Annotated in this window: 12 protein-coding genes; 5 read left to right on the forward strand and 7 right to left on the reverse strand. The window is 47.5% G+C overall.

Annotation, left to right across the window (positions count from 1 at the left end):
• The first annotated feature begins 31 nt into the window (after nt 1-31).
• The 3 genes from OIR97_RS03105 (at nt 32) to OIR97_RS18765 (ending at nt 3,781) form a co-directional block, all read left to right on the forward strand.
• Entirely contained in the window at nt 32-2,452 is a 2,421-nt protein-coding gene (locus OIR97_RS03105; RefSeq protein WP_169546214.1) for a tetratricopeptide repeat protein, read from the forward strand.
• A 113-nt stretch (nt 2,453-2,565) separates the two neighbouring features.
• Nucleotides 2,566-3,519: an ExeA family protein gene (locus tag OIR97_RS03110; RefSeq protein ID WP_169546215.1), complete on the forward strand. Its 954-nt coding sequence runs from the start codon at nt 2,566-2,568 to the stop codon at nt 3,517-3,519.
• Nucleotides 3,520-3,703: 184 nt separating this feature from the next.
• Complete coding sequence (locus tag OIR97_RS18765) at nt 3,704-3,781, forward strand: choice-of-anchor Q domain-containing protein (RefSeq protein ID WP_407696693.1); 78 nt, start codon at nt 3,704-3,706, stop codon at nt 3,779-3,781.
• A gap of 4 nt (nt 3,782-3,785) precedes the next feature.
• On the opposite strand, the gene OIR97_RS03115 is transcribed toward OIR97_RS18765, so the two are convergent.
• Complete coding sequence (locus tag OIR97_RS03115) at nt 3,786-5,228, reverse strand: TIGR03016 family PEP-CTERM system-associated outer membrane protein (RefSeq protein ID WP_169546216.1); 1,443 nt, start codon at nt 5,226-5,228, stop codon at nt 3,786-3,788.
• Nucleotides 5,229-5,309: 81 nt separating this feature from the next.
• Nucleotides 5,310-5,942: an XrtA/PEP-CTERM system exopolysaccharide export protein gene (locus OIR97_RS03120; protein ID WP_219821770.1), complete on the reverse strand. Its 633-nt coding sequence runs from the start codon at nt 5,940-5,942 to the stop codon at nt 5,310-5,312.
• 274 nt (nt 5,943-6,216) lie between these two features.
• Between OIR97_RS03120 and OIR97_RS03125 the strand changes: the two genes are divergently transcribed.
• Nucleotides 6,217-8,325 carry a type I secretion system permease/ATPase gene (locus tag OIR97_RS03125; RefSeq protein ID WP_169546218.1) on the forward strand — a complete coding sequence of 703 codons (2,109 nt, stop codon included), beginning with the start codon at nt 6,217-6,219 and terminating at the stop codon, nt 8,323-8,325.
• A 33-nt stretch (nt 8,326-8,358) separates the two neighbouring features.
• Nucleotides 8,359-9,669 (forward strand): HlyD family type I secretion periplasmic adaptor subunit, encoded by a 1,311-nt coding sequence (locus OIR97_RS03130; protein WP_169546219.1) that lies wholly within the window; start codon nt 8,359-8,361, stop codon nt 9,667-9,669.
• Nucleotides 9,670-9,682: 13 nt separating this feature from the next.
• Here the strand turns inward: OIR97_RS03130 and OIR97_RS03135 are convergent, their stop codons facing one another.
• From OIR97_RS03135 to OIR97_RS03155, 5 genes are all read right to left on the reverse strand, one after another.
• The gene (locus OIR97_RS03135; RefSeq protein WP_169546220.1) at nt 9,683-10,519 is read right to left on the reverse strand and encodes a PhzF family phenazine biosynthesis protein; all 837 of its coding nucleotides are present in this window, start codon (nt 10,517-10,519) and stop codon (nt 9,683-9,685) included.
• Nucleotides 10,520-10,530: 11 nt separating this feature from the next.
• The gene (gene xrtD / locus OIR97_RS03140; protein WP_169546221.1) at nt 10,531-12,084 is read right to left on the reverse strand and encodes a VPLPA-CTERM-specific exosortase XrtD; all 1,554 of its coding nucleotides are present in this window, start codon (nt 12,082-12,084) and stop codon (nt 10,531-10,533) included.
• A gap of 90 nt (nt 12,085-12,174) precedes the next feature.
• On the reverse strand, nt 12,175-12,984 hold the full coding sequence (locus OIR97_RS03145; protein ID WP_169546222.1) for a CpsD/CapB family tyrosine-protein kinase: 810 nt from the start codon (nt 12,982-12,984) through the stop codon (nt 12,175-12,177).
• Between the two features lie 9 nt (nt 12,985-12,993).
• Nucleotides 12,994-14,730: a GumC family protein gene (locus OIR97_RS03150; RefSeq protein WP_169546223.1), complete on the reverse strand. Its 1,737-nt coding sequence runs from the start codon at nt 14,728-14,730 to the stop codon at nt 12,994-12,996.
• A gap of 243 nt (nt 14,731-14,973) precedes the next feature.
• A complete protein-coding gene (locus tag OIR97_RS03155; protein ID WP_169546224.1) occupies nt 14,974-15,603 on the reverse strand; it encodes a hypothetical protein in 630 nt (209 codons plus the stop codon).
• Between the last annotated feature and the right edge of the window lie 238 nt (nt 15,604-15,841).

A 15,841-nucleotide genomic window follows, 5' to 3' on the forward strand; every position in this document is an offset into this window, starting at 1 on the left:
TCGATACACGGCTAAAAGGCGACTAGGGCACATGACCAGAATTCAAAATAAGAAACCGTTCCGTTCACTCTTGACCTCTTTACTGGTTGGCGTGGCAATGTTTGCACTTGCTGCTTGCGACTCTCCGGAGGAAAAAGCGCAATCTCACTATGAAAACGGGAAGCAGCTTTTCAAAGAAGAGAATTATGTCAAAGCGGGACTGGAGTTCCGCAATGCATTGCAATTAAACGGTAATCTCGCTGATGCCTGGTACTATCTCGGGCTTGTTGAGGAAAAAGAAGGTAAATTCCGGGAATATGCCGGTGACCTTTACAAGACGATCGAGCTGGATTCCCAGCATGTCAACGCCCATGTCCGCCTGGCAAAGATATTACTTTTCTCTGGTCGTATGGAGGAAGCAGAAACCAAAAGTGAACTGGTGTTACGCCTTGCCCCGGAAAAAGCGGATGTCTGGTCATTAAAGGCAGCAGTTCTGTTCCGTCAGAAAAAAACCGATGAGGCTGTTACTGCCGCTCGTAAGGCTTTGGAAATTGAGCCCGGGCATGTTGAAGCGACGCTGATTATTGCGGTGAACGCGATTACGGAAAATCGTCTGGATGACGCACTAGCAATTATCGACAAAAGCCTTGAGCTGAACAATGACAATATCCCTCTGCAATTGGCCAAGATGCAGGCGTTTGAGAAAAAAGGAGATGCCGCTGGTATCGAGACCGTTTTTCGGGATCTAATTCGGGCAAATCCGGATGAAGTTAACTTTCGAAATAACCTTACCCGTTTTTATCTGAAGCAGGGAGACACGAAAAAAGCGGAAGCAGAAATCCGGGCGATTGCGGAAGAAAATCCAGAAGACGAAACGGCGAAGCTGAACATTGTTCGGTATATGCGCTCCGTTGGGGGGAGTGAGCTGGCCCGTAAAGAACTGGAGAAAATGATTGCTGAAGAGCCAGACAATTATATTTTGCAATTTGCATTGGCAGAATTATTGCTTCAGGAACGTGATGTTGACGGGGCAAAAGCGCTGTTGCGAAACGTCATTGATAAAGCGGGTTTAGAGGATGACGGACTAAGTGGCCGTACGAAAATGGCCGAAATCCTGATGCGTGAAGGGGATCAGGCTGGCTCTATGGTGTTGGTTGAAGAGGTTCTGGCTAAAGACAATCGCAATGTGGTGGCGTTGATGTTGCGGGCGGCGATGCGGATCGATAATGGGGACGTGGAAAATGCCATCACTGATTTGCGATCTGCCCTTCGGGAACAGCCTGACTCCGTCAAAGCAACATTGTTACTCGCGCGCGGGCATGAGTTGACAGGCGCAATTGAACTTGCCGAAGACAGGTTTGATGCTGCCTATAAAATGGCGAACGCGGCGCCTCAGGCGTCTTTACAATATGCGCAGTTCTTGAACAGGCGGACAGAATATGACCGCGCGGAAGAAATTCTTGAACGGGCGCTGAAAAGGACACCGAATAACCAGCCATTGCTGACCAATCTTGCTCAGGTGAAATTGATCAGAAAGGATTGGAAGGGGGCTGAAGAAATCGCAGAACGTCTTCGGTCAATTAATAAGGAGAATATTCTTTCCGATCAGATTTTGGCTCGCTCTTTTGCGGGACAGAATGATATGGAAAAAAGTCTGGAAGCATTTGAAAAAGCCCATAAGAATGCGCCTAATGGAGTGAATACTCTTGTTGCTTTGGTGCGGCTGCATATTAATCAGGGCAATATAGAAAAAGCGTTGTCGACGTTGAAAGAAGTGATTGCGGCGTCTCCTGAAAATGTTCCTGCTCGGCTTTTATACGCCCAGACTTTGAACGTCTCGGGGGATGAGGCGGCGGCCATTGCAGAATACAAAAAAGTTATTGCCGAAAATCCAAAAGCACAATCAGCCCACTACATTCTTTTTACGCATTATATGCGCAAAAAGGACGTGGAGACTGCGAAATCTGTGCTTGAAGAGGGTTTAAAAGAACTGCCAGAAAGTTTCCCTCTGCAGATGGCGCAGGCCGGTATGTTTGAGCAGGCCCAACAATATGAAGACGCGATCGCGGTTTATGAGGATGTTTTGAAACGGCTTCCTAATTCTGATGTTGTGGTGAACAATCTTGCGAGTTTGATCTCTACTGTTTATTCAGATGAAGCCAATTTACGACGGGCCTATTCCTATGCGAAGCGCTTTAGAAGCTCTCCTGTTCCGCACTTTAAGGACACGTTGGGCTGGATTCACTACCAACTGGGCGAATATGAGCTTGCCACTCCATTACTCGAAGATGCTGTAAAAGGGCTGCCGAATTTTGCGTTGATGCGCTACCATTTAGGCATGTCCTACAAGGCCGCCGGTAACAAAGGGCGCGCAATCGAAGAATTGAGCAAAGCGTTGGAGTTGACACAAGGAAACTCGATTCCGGGAATGGAAGATGTCGACGCGCAATTGAAATCATTGAAAGCGTCCTGATATTGGAAACACCAGTCGTTATTTATTAACGTATGGCCTATATAACAGGGGAGGAAAGACGCCTCCCCTCCGACAGGTATGTCTCGATATCAAATTGGCAAGTGGTTTAACACATGTATGAAGAGTTTTATGGGCTGGCACAGAAGCCGTTTTCTATTCAGCCCGATCCCGATTATATCTATTGGGGCCGGACCCATTCGCTTGCCTATGCGATGCTCGAATATGGCGTGATGAACCATGCCGGTTTTACGGTTATCTCCGGAGAGATCGGATGCGGCAAGACAACTCTCATTCGACATTTACTTAATCGCTTGGATCAGGAATACAAAGTTGGGTTGGTATCCAACATTCAAGATGGAAACCTGTTGGAATGGGTTCTTTCGGCATTTGACCAACCGTATGAGAATAAATCTCATGTGGCCCTTCACGATCAACTGCAAAAATTCCTAATTGATCAATATGCCCATGGCAAAAGAACAATCCTGATTGTGGATGAGGCCCAAAATCTGGGTCCTAAGCTGCTTGAGCAACTGCGGTTGCTTTCCAACATAAATGCGGATTGCGATCAGCTTTTACAGCTTATTCTCGTCGGACAGCCGCAGCTCAAGACCTTACTGCAAGCACCAGAGCTAACACAGTTTGCACAACGTGTAGCGTCAGATTTCCATCTGGTGCCGCTGACACAAGAGGATGTCAAAGAGTATATTAATCACCGTTTGGAAGTTGCGGGTCGGCACGAGCCCCTTTTTACGGATCTTGCTTGCGAGCGGATCTTTGAAGCCAGCCGTGGTATCCCTCGTATTATTAATATTCTCAGTGACACGAGCCTGGTTTATGGCTTCGCTCAAATGGCGGATCAAATTGATAGCGCGATTGTGGATGAGGTGATTGCAGACAAGAAAGAGCATGGGGTTTTCAAGATGGGTGAAGAACAACCTGCGCCTCCTCCTCCTAATTCGTCGATCAGTCCCAATGAACTGAGCGTAAACGATGATGGCGATGGGCCTGCCCTTGTTATTCGGGACAAAGACCTCGCCAAATTATTGCTATCAAAATTACAGAACTGAGAAATTGAGATTTATCGATGCGTAGACAATTCAGTTGGAAGTTTGCTTAACGCTGCCGTTGTTGGCGCCGAATTCGTTATTATCAGCTGTGTTTTTGCAGCAATTTCGTTGTTGCGCCTTTAAAAAAAATAATCGTCTAACACCTGGAAACCGGGCTATTGACGCCGGATATCCATTTCCGGAAGTGACAGAAGATTTCTTTGGCAATCCGAGACCCTCCGGTAAAGGGGTTGACGTTGGTGCTGTGGAGTATCAGCAATAACGGCTTAGAAATTTTTCCTGAAAGACACGGATAGGGCGTTTTCAGTGAGGTCTTCGCCCACTTTGTTGTCTCGATTGAGGAAATTGTACGAAACGTTCCCTGTAAAGCCTCTGCCGAAATCGTAGGAATAGGTGGCACCTACTTCATAGCTTATTTCGCCAGAGCCAGATGTGCGCGTGTCCAGCGTTTCTGAGTATCCCGTTGTCAGGGACACGTCCGCCCGAGGCGTTAAGCGACGGCCGAAATTGCCGCTGATAGACAGGGTTGTATCGTCTGTGTTGTCACTCAGGAATTCCCGCTCAATATAATTTCCTGACAACCCGTAATTATTACGACCGCGTGTGCGCGTCCAGCGGACCTCAAGGTTATTGGACTTGGTGACGTCATCGACGTAATCTGTGACTGAAAAATTTGGTTTTATTAGATCACCATTGTCATCCAGCAGGCGTGTGTTGGCCAAGCTTTGGTCAGCCGTCTGTACGCTTACCCGGTATGTAGCTGACAGCTGATCTGCGCTGGTTGGGGCGTATTGAACGTCCATATCGAAAACGGGCTCACCAAAACGGTAGCCAATTTGAAAACTGGCGTCTGTTCTGCTGCTTGGATGCAGGCGTATCCCTGCGCCTCCAAAAACGCCACTAATTTCTGCGTTGTCGATATTATCGGCATCAAAATCGTCATAGCCGACAGTCCCAATAATCGAAAAGAGGCGGTTAATTGGAAGCTGAGCTGTTCCGATGCTGGAAAAATGCTCGAAATTGTCGCCATCATCAGATTCTGATTTAATGATGCCCGTATCTGCACTCCAGCTTAGGCGGGCAAACCGCCTGCCACTGTCCAGCGTTAATCGAAATTCATTGCTGTTACGATCGGGCGTGTCCGTCGTGGACGCCCCAACATCAGGCTCTTTAAAAATGGTTTCCGAATAACTGTAGCGGGCGACACCCGTGGCCCAGCCACCAAAGTCCTGTACATAATAAGGGCTGATCTGACCATTAAATACCTGGGTGCGATCACTGGCTTGCGTTCGGTCAGTTGCAGAGGTACTTCCCGTTTCGCCCAGATTTTCTTCGGTAAACGTAACCCGGGCGTCAACGAAAAAACTCTCGTCGATCAACTCAATGCTTCCGCTTCCCAAAAAGTTTTGCCGATATCCGTCAAGATCGTGATTGCGAGCGTAGTAATCCTGAGAAATACTGTAAGAAGTGGTCAATTCTGTTCTTCGTGTTTCTCCAGAAAGGGTAAAGCCCAGATCAACAGAGGTAATGAAATCACTCTCTTTATTCGTTGTTGAGCTTCTTGCATTGTCTGTAAACTGTTCGCTAACCCCAACAAAAGGTGAGAAATCCCATTCGCCAGCCAACGCTTGCGAAAAACTTGCTCCATACACCCCTACCGTCATCATCAAATAATATGATAACCGTTTTTTGAGCCGTGCTGTCGGCATTCTATAGGGGTATCCCTTTATTCGGGCATTTTTCACAATCGAACCCACTCACTTTAATAAACTGTTTAAGTTGGGTCTATTCTAGAACCAGCTTTCAGGAATGATAATAATATCACCGGGGAGCAGGGGCACGTTCGCGGAGACATCGCCATCCAGCAAAAGGTCATCGAGACGAACAGTGTAAGATTTTTCAGCACCGTTTTCTACACGAACAATAACCGAACGATTGCCCGCGGCAAACTCTGTCATGCCACCGACAGCAATCATGGCATCCAGCAATGTCATGCGGTCATTAAAAGAAATCGCCATAGGCTGGACAGCTTGACCAACGATGCGAACCTGCTGGTTATACGGGCCGGAAAATCTTGTGACTGACACAGTCACAACAGGGTCGACAATGAACTTTTCGAGCTTAGTTGCGATATCGGCAGCCAAAACAGAAGGTGTTTTTTCAGACGCCTGAACATCACCAATCAGCGGCGTTGAAATTTTTCCGTCTGGCCGAACTGGCACAGTCACGGACAAGTCCGGATTTTGCCAAACAAAAATATTAAGCTCATCCCGGGCGCCAATTACATAGTCTGGTGCCGTTGTCAGTTTTTCTGGTGCGGCCCCTGATAGTTCAGGCGGGGTTGCGCAGGCAGATAAGACGGCTGCAACACTAGCGACAAGGACCCAGGTTGCCAGTCTCTTGATTGAATTACTTTTGAACACGAGTGTCTCCCAAGGCCTTAAAAATTCCAAATTTGCGATGCATCTTAAATCTATATTCATATAGTGGCCATTATATTTGAGTTTCCGAGCAGAATAAAACACATAACGATGCCGTCGAGCGTTATTATTTGGAATAACGTTGTTAAAAGGCAACGTTTGTTTGAAAAAGAAGGTCTTTTGGTAGGGGTTTGACATGATGAGAATATGCTCTTTTCTTGTAAGTGGATTTTCGAGAGCCTCATTGCCAGTGTCCACGGTTTTAGACAGGTAAAAATTGAAACAGAATCAAACATCCCTCCTTCAGGAAACCCTTAGCCGGTGTAAACGGGTATTTGTCATTGTTGCCTTGTTCGGCCTTGGCATAAATTTACTTATGCTGACAGCGCCATTGTTTATGATGCAGGTCTTCGATCGGGTCATAACAAGTCGAAATACGGATACACTTTTCATGCTTGTGCTGGTCGCGATCATCGCGCTTGTCACAATGTCGGCGCTGGAATCTGTTCGGACATTCGTGCTGGTTCGGCTAAGCAACTGGCTTGATGTGCGGATTGGTAGCCTTGCTTTAAAGTCGAGTATTCTTTCGCCGCTTAAAAAGGGGGAAACGCCAAGCGTTCAGGGATTGCGCGATCTCAGTACCTTTCGCGGATTTCTGACAGGCGCCGGCATTTTTCCGATTTTGGATGCGCCTTTTGCGCCGGTTTTCCTGGGTATCATGTTTTTGCTTCACCCTATGCTGGGGGGCATCGCATTGGCGGGCGCGGGCATTCTGTTTTTGCTCGCACTGTTTAATGAAATTGCGACACGCCGATTATTAAATCAGTCAGGCCAGCAGTCTATTCTGGCGATGGGACAGGCCGAAGCCGCAGCCCGCAATTCTGATGTCATCGAGGCGATGGGGATGATGCCCAATCTCATCGCGCGGTGGGAAAAAGCCAATAGTAAGGCTTTGGATATGCAGGCACGCGCCAGTGATCGCGGTGGTATCATTTCGTCCCTGTCGAAATTCTTCCGGACTACACTTCAAATCGCAGTCTCAAGTGCGGGGGCCTGGCTTGTCATCGCCGGCGATATGTCCCCGGGTGCAATGATCGCGAGTTCAATCATTATGGGGCGCGCCCTCGCCCCAGTGGAGCAGGCTATTGGTGCCTGGAAGGGTTTTTTGGGTGCCCGTTCTGCCTATGCGCGGTTAAAGGCGCGAATTGGGATGGACACGGAGGCTGAGAAAACCATGCCCCTGCCCAGACCCAGCGGCGCCATTGATGTGGAAGCGGTAAGTTATGCCCATGCTGGCAGTGCAGAACCTGTTCTAAGAAATGTCAGCTTTAAAATTAACCCGGGCGAAGTGGTGGGTCTGATCGGTCCAACTGCAGCCGGAAAATCGACATTGGCGCGGATACTGGTTGGAAACTTGATGCCCCGTAGCGGTCATGCCCGGCTTGATAATATGGACGTGGCTGAATGGCCCGCCGATGACAGGGGCCAATATATTGGGTATCTGCCGCAGGATATTGAGTTGTTCGCAGGAACAATTCGGGAAAATATCGCGCGAATGTCGGATGGTGATCCTGACGAAGTGATTGCCGCGGCAGAAAAGGCAGGGGTTCATGAAATGATCCTGCGCATGGAAAAAGGATATGATACCCAAATCGGGGATGGAGGAGCAGCGTTGTCCGGGGGACAAAGGCAACGTATTGCGCTTGCAAGAGCCATCTATGGAAATCCTGCTTTTATGGTTTTGGATGAACCCAATGCCAGCCTTGACAGTGTCGGTGAAAACGCATTGATGCAGGCTATGCAGACGTTACGCGATCAGGGTATGACCATTATCGTGATTGCACATCGCCCGAATATATTGAAACATGTTGATAAAATCGTCGTTCTTCGCAACGGAATAGTGGATGACTTTGGCTGGCGTGATGAAATACTCGAAAAACTCCAGGGCCCCTCTCATCGTGCCCTGACTGGTCCGGCAGGCGAAACGGATCCTGCGCCCCGCCGGTTAAAATCTGATGCTGTCTCTGGCGATCCCGACGAGACTGGAAATGGGCAGGTCGCCGAACTTCATCAGTTTGAAGACAAGGGGCGAGCGGCACGTATCGCAAAACTCCAGGCGATGAAACGGCGGGCGGATGTGCGGGAAAAGGAAGCCCTTGCCAAAAGCACCCAACGTCCCGAGCCGGCAGAAGACGGATCCAGGCCTGAAGTGAGTGATGCCCCCGCGCCACAGGCTGCGATTGCGCCGATTTCAGATAAAGTCCGTGCGGAAATACTGTCGCTTGCGGACCGGAGCCTTACTGAAACAGAAGTGCAGGAAATCTACACATTGTATTCGGCGGGCGACAAACAAAAAATGTTGGAAAAATTAAAAGGTGTTGGCTGATTATCCAACGAAAGCATAGAAGTGACCTTATTGATGAATAATGCAGAACAGACGAAAGATCAGATGGGTGTCGGCAAGCCTATACTGGCAGGTGTAGTAATCCTTCTGCTTTTTTTTGGTGGATTTATGGGATGGGCCGCATTTGCTCCGCTAGATAGCGCGGCGCTGGCATCTGGCGTCATTAGCGTTGAAGGCAACCGAAAGACCATTCAACATTTCGAAGGTGGCATTGTTCAGGATATTCTGGTCAAAGATGGTGATCTGGTTCAGAAAAACCAGGTCCTGTTGACATTGGACGAGACGCAGGCGGAGGCTTCGCTAAAGCTGATTCAAGGGCGTAAGATGGTGGCATTGGCCGAGATGGCCCGTCTTACCGCAGAGCGAGATAATCTGGAGAATATTACGTTTCCAAAATGGCTCGAAGATCGCCGTTCCAATGAAAATGTTGCCAAGACGATGGATGGACAGGTGAGTATCTTCAACGCAAGGCGTCTTGCTCGGAAGGGTCAAATAACGATCCTTGAGCAAAAAATTGCGCAGCTCGAAGAAGAAATGAAGGGTTTGCAAGGCCAGATACGGGCGGGCGATACGCAGTTGAAACTCATCCGGGAAGAATTGGCAGATGTGCAACAACTGGTCGATAAAAAGCTGGCAAAACGGAGCCGGTTAAGGGCTTTGCAGAGAACAGCGTCAGAGTTAGCCGGGAACCGCGGTCAGAATGTGGCTCGAATTGCACAATCCAAGCAGGCAATAGGCGAGATTAGACTTCAGATTACAGAAATTCAAAATGCGGTCCTCAATGAAGCGGTTGCAGAGTTGAAAAATGTCCAATCCATGCTGTTTGATCTTGAAGAGCAGGAGCGGGCGTCTATCGACGTGATGGGTAGAACCGAGGTTCGCGCACCGAATACCGGCCTTGTCGTCAATCTGACAGTGTTTACCAAAGGGGCCGTTATTTCTTCCGGACAGCCACTAATGGATATCGTGCCCGTGGATCAGAAGTTAATAGTAGAAGCACAGGTTGATCCAACAGACATTGATATTGTGCATGTTGGAGCTACCGCTCATATCCGCTTTCCCGCCTTCAGCCAAAGGACGTCCAAACCGGTTGAAGGTACAATTATCGGGGTGTCGGCGGACAGTATCCAAAACGAGCGGACCGGGGCGTTTTACTATCAGGCCCTCGTTCGGATCGATAACATTGAGCAAAGCAATCTATCGATGGATCAGCTTCGTCCTGGGATGCAGGCTGATGTCATGATTGCAACCGGTGAACGGACTGCGCTGGATTATTTCCTGAACCCTATTCTGCTTAGTTTTAACCGGGCGATGACAGAACAATAAAGTAAGGCACGGTTTATTCAATAACACGGGTTTCGCCCGACACTGTTACCGATTGCCCTTTGTCTTTATCGATACGGACTTGAAGAAGTGAGGGGCTGCCCATGTCAACGCCCTGATGAACGGTTATGGCTGTTTCTTTTTTGATAAAACTGACGTCCCTTAAATAGCCACCCAAAGCCGCGGCGGCGGCACCTGTTGCAGGGTCTTCGTAAACCCCGCCAAACGCAAAGGGGTTTCGGCTATGGAAAACGGTGTCACTTTCACAATAGAAAAGGTTCAACGTTGTCAAATCGCGTTCAATCATGATGTTTTTAATAATATCAAAATTATAGGACATGGTTTTGAGTTGTTCGTGGTCTGCGAGGCCGATCATGAGATGGCGTGCTCCGGCCCCTGCCACAGCAAGAGGGAAACGAGCGTCCATATCCGCGGGTGTGATCCTAAAGTTTTCCAACACCGTTTTAAACTCATCGAACGAGACCAATGTCGACCAGGTCGGCGGACTATTTAAGGAGGCCGACCATTCGCCGGTCTTTGATTTGAAAGCTTCAACCGAGATCTGTGCATCATTTAGATGAAGAAGATAGGAGCCCGCACCATAACGCCGTCCCAATTCGGCGGCACTGGCGATGGTTGCGTGACCGCAAAAGGCAACCTCCTGTTCGGGGGCAAAATACCGAATGCGCCATCCCTCTGCCAGAGGTTCAAGAAAGGCGGTTTCCGAATAACCGATTTCCGCCGCTATTTTTTGCATTTCCATAGCGTCGGGCAGTGTTTCAAACATTGCCACTCCTGCCGGGTTGCCGCCATTATTGTGGGAGGAGAATGCTGCAATCCGGGTGACATCCATTATTTTCTCCCTCAAGAATCAGGTATATATTTCGGCAGAACCGGGAATAAACTTTTCGAAAACTCTTCCAGGCGTTTATCCGCGACAATCTCAGACATCGTTGATGAGATCGGCATTGATAGTCGCACGAGCGCACCATCTGTTCGAGAGGAGGTTAATCCGCCTAGTAAAAGATTGAATTTTGCAGCATATTCGTTGGCAATAAATTTTCCACGTTGCTGGAACCAGTAATAGACGAGAAGCTTTTGTTCCCCTTTGCCAATCAAAACCCGATTAACAGGGACAGGGCTGCCATCCTTCATTAATTCGATTGTCTGAAGGTCTCGGATTTCCCAGCCTCCGGACGGAATGCAGACCCGCGGAGAGTGCGGTGTGCGCCCTGCTGATTGTTGATCATAATAACCAATAAAGAGTGAAATGGCCGGAAGGTTTGCTTCCCGGTAATGGCCCAGAAAATAATCACTCATTTGCAGAACTTCTGCTTCGATGCCCGGGATTTGATCTTCTTCGGCTATCAGGTCTCCGATCTTCAAGGGGAAACTTGCGAAGCTGGTGCGCTCAGGAATGGTTGGCTCAAGGTTTCTCAGGTAAATCGTAAGCGGGACCAATGCAATACATAAAATAACAGCGCCATAAATAGGGGCCGTTAGTTTTGGTTCTTCAGAAGGCTTTCTGATATTGCGAACATTCAGAACACCATTTCCGACCGTTGATTTTTCCTTTTTTGTCAGGGTCAGCCAGCACGCTCCCAGAACGAGGACAAAAGAAATCAGGAAGAAGACCCATCCTTCAAACAGATGGAAAAAGCCTTCAGAAACGCCCATATCCGTAAATTCAACGAAAGCGCCGGTCAGGAAAATTCGAACACTGTTCATAACGATCGATATGGCGGCGGCAAGAACAAGAAAAAGTCCTCTTTTCCAAAGTGCAATATCGAACAGCATGCCAGAAAGAGCCCCCAACCCTACCATAGGGTAGAGGTAGCGCAACCCGCTGCACGCCTCGGCGACTTCCAATTTCATTTCACCCAGATCAATGATATTGCCATCTTGAAAGACGGTCACCCCAATGGCACGGAGTGAAAAGACACTGACATCTGTTGAAAACAGCTGAAGTCCATAGGAAAGATTTGAGTTCAGGAAGCTGGGGGGCGGAACAACGAATGGCAGAAGAATAAGGGCTGGAAAAACATAGCGGGCGTAATTAAAGCCGCCAAATGTGAGAAATAAACCAAACAAAAGCGCCAGAATACTCAAGTGACGGGCATTTTGAATGCCAGCCTTGATTGCCAGGCCATAAATGACAATCGAGAAGAAAACAATTGCCACCCCTACGAAGCGACCTTTGTTATCCGGCGTATTTAATAACTCCTTACGTTTCCACAAAAGAAACAAAGAAACAACCAGCATTAGAGGTCCGTGACTGAACTCTTCCAATTCCATCCACGAAGTCCAAAGCAATTCCGCATCTGGAGCGTAAAAGGCGAGAGCCAGAAGCACAGTAAGTGCCAACAGAATTTTGGGTATATCAAACCGCATTGAGCTCGCTTCCACAATATTTGTCACAGCCGTTTGCCTTCCAATAATGACGGGTACGCCATGCTACACTATTATTTTGGCAGGATAAATCTTCTGATTGTAATTTTGTCCCGCTTGTTAATAGTAGTGAGATTGTTTTTCGTGAGATTTATTTAAGACAACACCAATCAAATTAGACGATTGCAGTTGTCGTCTACTTTCTTTGACCTCGGCAGGCGTTGACTCGTCACTTGCCACAATCAAAAGAACGCAATCAACCTGCGGGAGAAACGCCATCGCGTCGTCAGCTGCCATGAGCGGGGGAAGGTCAAAAATGATAACCCGGCTTTCATATCGATCTCTTAAATCTGTCACCATGGATTTTATTCGGCGAGACGTAAGCGTTTCCGCTGCATTTCTGACAGGCGTTGTGTTTGGTAAAACAACCAATCTTGGCAGGCCCGGATTTACCAGTATGTCTTTTATTTCAGCCTTGTTTTCCAGAAAATCGAATAGGGACTTACCGGGAGGTAGCCCTAGATATTGAGATATGCGCGGTTTGCGAAGGTCAAAATCAACGATGAGGGCTGTATGCTCGGTTTGTTTGGCGATGCTCATGGCAAGGTTAAGCGCAACAACTGTTTTCCCGCATTCCGGTGTCGGGCTGGTGATTGCCAGCGTGCGCCAGTTGTTTTCTTTCATCTTGGTCAGGACCTGAGTACGCAGAATATCGAAGGCAACGGAGTCTGGATCTTCACTGTCAAAGGTGACGATCCGGTTGTTCTCAAGATGCTTGGTGTCCAATTGGACAATCTTTGTTTCCTGATACGTTATCTCATCGTTGTTGAAGTCATCGCGATGAATATCGACCTGGGCCCGACTTTTGATTTGATCTTTCAGGCCTTGTGAATTTCGGGCCTTTGAAATTGCTTCTTTGATGCGTTCCATTGCGGCCTCTTAAAATGGCAAAAGGTTAAGTTTTTCAAGATAAACCCAAACGCGATAAAACAGTACGTCTAAAGGTTTGTACAAAACATGTATGGCGGCCAAGACACCAAGTCCCATCAATGTGGGAACCAGCAGGACCATGCCATATCGATATCGTTTTTTCTGAACGTCCCGATGGGTCTGAATATAAGGGATTGAAACCAGAGGAGGGCGCTTTAACAGCGTCTCCAATTCAGACGCTGTTCTTATTCGCTTGTCTACCAGTTCGACCAATAGTGCTGTACCAATCCCGCTCGCGATTGCCAAGAAGCCGCCGATACCAAATATCTTTAGTCTATCAGGCCAAACGGGCTCAGTCGGTGTAACTGGAGGTTCTAAAAGGATAAAACGCTCAGCCTTTTTTTCTTCTTCCAGGTTTTGGGCGAGTTGGGCTTTGCCTTGTTTCGCCTGAAGCTCGGTATATTTTTCAAAGATTTCGCGGTGATTACGAGCGAGCGTGATGAGCTCTCTTTCCACTTCAGGGGTTTTCAGAACGCGTTCTTCTATTTCCGATGCTTTGGCTCTTAATTCCGCCAAGTCCTTTTCAAATTTTTGAATACTTGCTGTGTTACTTGATATCCGAATTTGTAGTCTGTCCAGCAACCGCTGAATTTTGGGATTCGTGGATTTAGCAGTTTTTCGATCTATGTCATTGTCTTCTTGACTGGCGGAGAGTTCATCTTCAAGTTTCTTTTCAAGCATCCCAATCCGACGTTTCAGTGCTTTAATATCCGGATGTGCGTCGGTCAATTTTACCGACGCTGTTGTAAGAGCATCCTTAAGAAGATTTAGTTCTTTTTCTGTGTCGCTGACGACTGATTGTGAGTCAGCTGAGGGGTCTTCTCCCGCTTCAGCGCTCGCCATTTCAACGTCCAGATATCGGCGCTCTTCTCTCAAATTGATCAATTGTTGTTCTAAAGCTTTGATTTCAGCTTGAATTCTTTCCAGACGACTAAGGCGCAGATTCAGGTGCTCTGGTAAATTATCTCTATGTAATTGCTTGTAGTTTGAGATGGCGGCTTCAGCGATTATCATTTGCTCTTTTAGTTTCTGAGCCTCTTGTTCCAGGAATTCTGTAGTTTCACTTGCTCTTTCCGTGCGGGTTTTAACGTTTTCGCTCAGAAATAATGTTACCAGTTCGTTTGCGACTTTTGTGGCGGTTTGAGGATTCTCATGCTGAAAAGAGAGACGGAAGGCAATGGTTGTTGCTCCTCGTCGTCCTTGACCATTTTCAGCGGTTATGACGTCAACACTAACCAAGCGTTGCATTTCCTCAATTAATTTGGTGACCGATAGCCTTTTCCGCTCTTCAGCAAAAACATTATATTTGTCAACAATTCTGAGTAAGTTTGTACGTGTCATAACCCGTTGTTTTATTACGGTGATGCGCTGATTAGGATCTGACGTAACAGTAGATTGAACAAACTCGACGGGAATCTGTTGAGACTCGACAAGGACCGTGGCATAGGATTCGTACCTTGGTGGCAGTAGAAAGGCGATTGCCACAACGATGCTTCCTGCAATTACCACAGGGATTAGAAAGTAAAAGAAGCGACGCTTTGCAATTGCTAGAATTTGGTTTAGATCTAGCGGAGAAGCTTGTTCTTCTTGATCGTAAGTATCAGTTGTCATGCCTGATTTTCTAACTGTTATTAATGGTTGTTTTTTTGAAGCACTCAATGTTTCGATATAGCGTCTATAACGCAATCAATAACCAAAACAAAACGACTATCAGCCTAATGACCCCACATAAAATAACTTTATGAATAATCAGAGTTTTTAGCCGAAAACGAATAAACGTAATAACGCACAATACACGTTCTCAAATTAAACCCGCAATAGTAAAGAAAAAGTGCACAATCAGGCTGAAAAATAAAAGGCCTCGAAAAATCGAGGCCTTTTATTCGAACCATTGTAGGTTTTCAGTTTAAGAGAAGGTTTTCCTCTCTCTTAAGATTGTTTTCTTCTGCGGCCAATCCACCCAAGTCCTGCAAGGGCAGCACCAAATAGCAGGAGGGCAGGTGGGAGCGGAACGGCACTCACAGTGATCGCTTCAAGATAGAATTGAGTGTCCACGTATGAAAACTCAAAAACTGTACCTGTCAGACCTGCGAACAAGCCCCAGTCGGCAGGATCAAGAGACATGCCACCCAGGATTGGGGAGCCATCGATTGTGAGGGCAAGGACGCCACCGACGAGACCGGCTGTACCGTGAACACTGTCAGCAAAGGCGATTGAATCGATCGTTACGATTTTATTGAATGTGAGTTCCAAAGTTTCGTCTGTCGTTACATTGTCGTCACTTGAATCAACACATTGAAGGGTTCCTGTTAGCCCTGTACTGCAGACGCCCATTCCGGCGCTTCCGGAATCCAAATATGCATAGGCTGGTGCGCCTGATAAATAACCTCTTGCTTCAACTGTGACACCACCATCACTGTGAATCAAAGGTTGTCCGCCCATCTCGCCTGGAGGGGCATCAGCGATTGCGGCATAGTCAAATGTGGCAGCATTGGCCATTCCAATGCTAAATAAGCCGGCGAACGTACTTATGAGTGTTAATCTTAAAAATTTTTTCATTCTGCTTACTCCTGCTCAGTCTTGTGATTGAATTAATCCTGCACAATGCAGGAAGTCATTCACTGGTTGGTGCAGGCCTTCTGTTGAGCTGCTTTTGTATCCTGGGGAGTGGCATCAGTTGTCTTAAATTTTTTGGCCCCTCACCAAACCGATGTAATATTCGGTTCTATTAATTTACGCCTATAGAGGGCGTCCGCCCAGCAAAAACGTTAATAAGAAGTAAATAAATAGCTAAATT

The organism is Sneathiella aquimaris (genome assembly GCF_026409565.1).
GTDB lineage: Bacteria > Pseudomonadota > Alphaproteobacteria > Sneathiellales > Sneathiellaceae > Sneathiella > Sneathiella aquimaris.

Bases quoted from the DNA above. Each gene is read 5' to 3' on its own strand.
- OIR97_RS03145 (WP_169546222.1), bottom strand. From the start codon at position 12,984: ATGGAACGCATCAAAGAAGCAATTTCAAAGGCCCGAAATTCACAAGGC.
- OIR97_RS03155 (WP_169546224.1), bottom strand. From the start codon at position 15,603: ATGAAAAAATTTTTAAGATTAACACTCATAAGTACGTTCGCCGGCTTA.
- OIR97_RS03115 (WP_169546216.1), bottom strand. From the start codon at position 5,228: ATGCCGACAGCACGGCTCAAAAAACGGTTATCATATTATTTGATGATG.
- OIR97_RS03135 (WP_169546220.1), bottom strand. From the start codon at position 10,519: ATGGATGTCACCCGGATTGCAGCATTCTCCTCCCACAATAATGGCGGC.
- OIR97_RS03110 (WP_169546215.1), top strand. From the start codon at position 2,566: ATGTATGAAGAGTTTTATGGGCTGGCACAGAAGCCGTTTTCTATTCAG.
- OIR97_RS03130 (WP_169546219.1), top strand. From the start codon at position 8,359: ATGAATAATGCAGAACAGACGAAAGATCAGATGGGTGTCGGCAAGCCT.
- OIR97_RS03105 (WP_169546214.1), top strand. From the start codon at position 32: ATGACCAGAATTCAAAATAAGAAACCGTTCCGTTCACTCTTGACCTCT.